Source organism: Agromyces sp. P1_H4 (genome assembly GCF_056405255.1).
The window spans coordinates 1-3,760 of sequence record NZ_JBFUCL010000359.1 but is presented as its reverse complement, the minus strand read 5'-3'; the positions used below and the strand labels follow the sequence as shown (position 1 = coordinate 3,760).

General features: G+C 73.1%; 3 protein-coding genes. All 3 read right to left on the bottom strand.

Annotation, left to right across the window (positions count from 1 at the left end; translation table 11 throughout):
* Positions 1–430: XdhC family protein (locus tag AC1DY2_RS17025; RefSeq protein ID WP_476763491.1), on the bottom strand; the 430-nt coding region annotated here is incomplete at its 3' end.
* Between the two features lie 8 nt (positions 431–438).
* On the bottom strand, positions 439–2,922 hold the full coding sequence (gene xdhB / locus AC1DY2_RS17020; protein WP_476763490.1) for a xanthine dehydrogenase molybdopterin binding subunit: 2,484 nt from the start codon (positions 2,920–2,922) through the stop codon (positions 439–441).
* On the bottom strand, positions 2,919–3,760 hold an 842-nt coding region (locus tag AC1DY2_RS17015), incomplete at its 5' end, for an FAD binding domain-containing protein (protein ID WP_476763489.1). The genes AC1DY2_RS17015 and xdhB, both read right to left, overlap by 4 nt.

The window sequence follows — 3,760 nt, the reverse complement described above, 5'->3', positions numbered from 1 at the left end:
GCATCTCGGCCCGCGAGTCGACGAGGGTGAGCTCGATCGGCTGCCGCGCGAGGATGCGGGCGAGTTCGAGCCCGACGTGGCCGAGCCCGAACACGGCGACGGCCGGCACTACCGGGACGGGTTCCAGCAGCATGGTGACCTCTCCTCCGCAGCACTGCACGCCGTAGTCGGTGACGGCCTTGTCGCTCAGYGTGAGCGTGAGCAGCTCGGGCTCGGTGGCGGCGAAGCCATCGGCGAGCAGCTCGCGCGCCCGGTGCAGGGCGGTCTGCTCGAGGTTGCCGCCGCCGACCGTGCCGAACGCGGCATCCGCCGAGACCACCATCTTCGCCCCGCCGTTGCGCGGCGCGTGCCCGCGCACCATCGCGACCGTGACGAGCACCGCCGGCGTGCGCGAGGCGCGCAGTCGCTGCAGGGCGTCGACCCAGTCCACGCGGCCGCCTACGAGTCCGAGGGCACGAGGTGCCCGGTGGCACCGGATGCCGCACCGCCGGCGCGGGCGGCATGAGATCCGTCGCCCGCCGTGTCCCCGGCCGTGTCCCCCGTGGCATCCGCTCGACGATCGCCCGCGGCATCCGCTCGCCCGTCGCCGACCGCAGCCGACCGCTGCACGCCGAGGATCGCCCGGTACGTCGTCTCGGGCGTCGCAGGCGATCCCAGTGCGACGCTGCGACCCGACGGCCCGAACGCGCCCACGGCCTCACGGATCGCCTCGCGCACGCTGAACGCCAGCATGAGCGGCGGCTCGCCGACCGCCTTCGAGCCGTAGACGACACCCTCCTCGGCGGCCTGCTCGAGCAGGTGCACGTTGAACTCGTCGGGCATCTCCGAGAAGCTCGGGAGCTTGTAGGTGCTTGCCGACTGGGTGAGCAGGCGACCCCGGCCGGGACCGTCCGACTCGTCCCAGCGCWGCTCCTCGAGCGTGAGCCATCCGGCGCCCTGCACGAAGCCACCCTCGACCTGGCCGAGGTCGATGATCGGCGAGAGCGAGTCGCCGACGTCGTGCAGGATGTCGACCCGCAGCATCCGATGCGCGCCGGTGAAGCCGTCGACCTCGACCTCGGTCGCGGCCGCGCCGTAGGCGAAGTACTTGAACGGCTCGCCCTGCATGCGCTCGGTGTCCCAGTGCAGGCCGTCGGTGCGGTAGAAGCCCGCCGCCCAGAGCTGCACGCGCTGGTCGTACGCGGCCCGCACCACCTCGAGGAAGGTGAACCAGGGTCCCGATCCGCCGAGCCCCGACACCCGGCCCCGGGAGAACCGCACGTCGCGCTCGTCCACGCCGAGCATGCGGCCGGCGACGGCAGCGAGYCGGTGGCGGATCTGCTCGCACGCGTCCTTCACCGCACCGCCGTTGAGGTCGGCGCCCGACGACGCGGCGGTGGCCGAGGTGTTCGGCACCTTGTCGGTGCGGGTGGGCGCGAGCCGCAYGGTCTCGAGGGGCACGCCGAGGGCTGTCGCGGCGACCTGCAGCATCTTCGTGTGCAGGCCCTGGCCCATCTCGGTGCCGCCGTGGTTCACGAGCACCGAGCCGTCCTTGTAGACGTGCACGAGTGCGCCGGCTTGGTTGTAGGCGGTGAGCGTGAACGAGATGCCGAACTTCACCGGCGTGATCGCGAGGGCACGCTTGACGTCGTCGTGCTCGGCGTTGAAGGCCGCGATCCGGGCGCGACGGGCGTCGAAGTCGCTGCTGACGTGCAGCTGCTCCCAGATCGCCCGCAGCCGCTCGGCGTGCCGCACGGGCTGTCCGTAGGGCGTGGTCTGCCCCGGTCGGTAGAGGTTCCGTTGCCTGAGGACGACTGGGTCGATGCCGAGCACCGGTGCCGCCCGGCCCAGCGCCTCCTCGACGACGAACATCCCCTGCGGACCGCCGAAGCCGCGGAACGCCGTCTGCGACGTCTTGTTCGTCTTCGCCACCCGGCCCTGCGCGACGAAGTTCGGGATCCAGTACGCGTTGTCGACGTGGCAGAGCGCCCGGCCCATGACCGGCTCCGACAGGTCGAGGCTCCAACCGCCGTCGGAGGTGAGCGTCGTGGCCAGCGCGAGGATGCGACCGTCGTCGTCGAAGCCAGCCTTCCATTCGATGTGGAACGGATGCCGCTTGCCGGTCATCGTGAGGTCCTGCGTGCGGTTCAGCCGAAGCCGCACCGTGCGACCGGTGAGCATCGCGCCGAGCGCCGCGATCGCCGCGAACCCGTGCGGCTGCATCTCCTTGCCACCGAAGCCGCCGCCCATGCGCAGCGCCTGCACGGTGACGCGATTGCTCGGCAGGCCGAGCACGTGCGCCACGATCTCCTGCGTCTCGCTCGGATGCTGCGTGCTGCAGTCGACGAAGACCTGCCCCTCGGAGTCGATGCGGGCGAGCGAGGCGTGCGTCTCGAGGTAGAAGTGCTCCTGCCCGCCGATCTCGATCACCCCGTCGAAGACGTGCGGGGCCGTGGCGAGCGCCGMCTCGGGGTCGCCTCGGCGGATGGTGCGCGGGATACCCTGGAACGAGCCGGCCTCGATCGCCTCGGGCACGGTGATGATCGACGGGAGCGGCTCGTACTCCACCCGGACGGCGGCCGCGCCCAGCCGGGCCGCCTCGGCGGTCTCGGCGAGCACCCACGCCAGCGCGTGGCCGTGGAACATCGCCTCGGCGGGGAACAGCGGCTCGTCCTCCTTGACGCCCGCGTCGTTCACGCCGGGCACGTCGGCGGCGGTGAGCACCCGCACCACGCCCGGTACGTCGAGCGCGGGCGCGACGTCGAGGGTGACCCGCGCGTGCGCCTGCTCGGACTGCACGGGCCAGGCGGTGAGCACGCTGCGATCGCGCGCCGCGAGGTCGTCGGTGTAGACGGCGTGGCCGGTGGCGTGCAGCGCCGCGCTCTCGTGCGGGGTCGGGCTGCCCACGACGGGCTCCGCGGGCCGCGTGGCGAGCTCGCTCATGCCGGCACCCCCTCGACGACCGGCGCGGCCGGATGCGACCGGTGCAGCTTCAGCAGCGCGGTGCCGAGCATGAGCGACCGGTACTCGGCGCTCGCCCGGTGATCGGACAACGGGGTGCCCTCGCTCGCCAGCACGGATGCCGCGTCGCGGACGGTCTCGTCGTTCCACGGGCGCCCGGTGAGCGCCGCCTCGGTGGCGCGGGCGCGGAGCGGCGTCGCCGCGACTCCGCCGAGCCCGATGCGCGCCGCCGTGACGGTGCCGTCGTCGTCGAGGTCGAGGGCGAAGGCCACCGCGACGCTCGAGATGTCGTCGAACCGCCGCTTCGCGATCTTGTGGAACGCAGTGAGGCCGGCGAGTGGGAGGGGGATCCGCACCGAGCGGATGAGCTCGCCGGGCCGGCGCACCGTCTGCCGGTAGCCGGTGAAGTAGTCCGCGAGGTCGACCTCGCGCTCGCCGTCGGCCGAGACGAGCACCACGACGGCCTCGAGCGCGAGCAGGGCCGGAGCCGTGTCGCCGATGGGGGAGGCGGTGCCGAGGTTGCCACCGATCGTCGCCCGGTTGCGGATGAGCGGTGACGCGAACTGCGGGAACAGGTCGGCGAGCAGCGGGACGCGCCCGTCGAGGCGGCGCTGCACCTCGGCAAGGGTGAGCGCGGCGCCGAGCTCGATGCTCGCGTCGCCGGCGGTGAAGGTGCGCAGCTCGGGCAGCCGCTCGATGGCGATGGTGAGCGGCGCCCGCCGGCCGCGGAGGTTCACGTCGACGCCCCAGTCGGTGGTGCCCGCGACGACGGACGCGTCGGGCTCCTCGCCGAGCAGGGCGAGCGCCTCGTCGAGGGAGG